The following is a 549-nucleotide window of genomic DNA, read 5'->3' as shown; positions in this document are numbered from 1 at the left end:
GGTGGCACATAACAAGCAATTTAACAGGACTAAAAACAGTGGGCTATTTCGCTTCGCTCCATTTTAGCCCACAATTTTTAGCCCGTTAATATGGGCGTTATGTTTTGTGGAGCTTCGTTATACATAAAACAAAGGTTACCGAAAATGATCATTATTTTTAATTAGTCGTTGGCGTAAACACCGTCGCCAAGATAGTTATCACCATCGCCACCTGAAACTTCATCCCAGCTTGACCAACCACCTTGTGCTTCTTCGATTTGAAGATTTAATGAACGTATGTGCTTTGCTTGAATCTTATATTCTTCTGAATCTTTAAGGAAACGAGCTTGTTTCGCTTCACAACGTTTTTTTATCTGAATTAGTTCATCTATAGATTTCATGGTTTTTCCTTATTATTGCTCTGGGTTATAGTTCTAAAATAGAGGTTAATTCACTTAACTTTTGGTTATATGCAGTAACCGAATTATTTGAACCACAATAGACAGACTTTTCTTTATAGGTAGTGTTTCCGAATCCATATTTAACAGAAAGGATTACGAGTCCAGAACC

At 36.2% G+C, this 549-nt stretch carries 1 protein-coding gene; it reads right to left on the bottom strand.

Features of this window, described 5'->3' with window-relative positions; translation table 11 throughout:
• Window positions 1-161 precede the first annotated feature (161 nt).
• On the bottom strand, window positions 162-380 hold the full coding sequence (locus CXF74_RS21650) for a hypothetical protein (RefSeq protein ID WP_101084705.1): 219 nt from the start codon (window positions 378-380) through the stop codon (window positions 162-164).
• Window positions 381-549: the final 169 nt, after the last annotated feature.

The sequence above is a fragment of the Psychromonas sp. Urea-02u-13 genome (assembly GCF_002835995.1).
Classification (GTDB): domain Bacteria; phylum Pseudomonadota; class Gammaproteobacteria; order Enterobacterales; family Psychromonadaceae; genus Psychromonas.
Note: the sequence above shows the minus strand (reverse complement) of the source record. Positions and strands in the feature narration are given on the sequence as shown.

Coding starts and splice junctions, on each gene's coding strand:
- CXF74_RS21650 (WP_101084705.1), bottom strand. CDS start 380: ATGAAATCTATAGATGAACTAATTCAGATAAAAAAACGTTGTGAAGCG.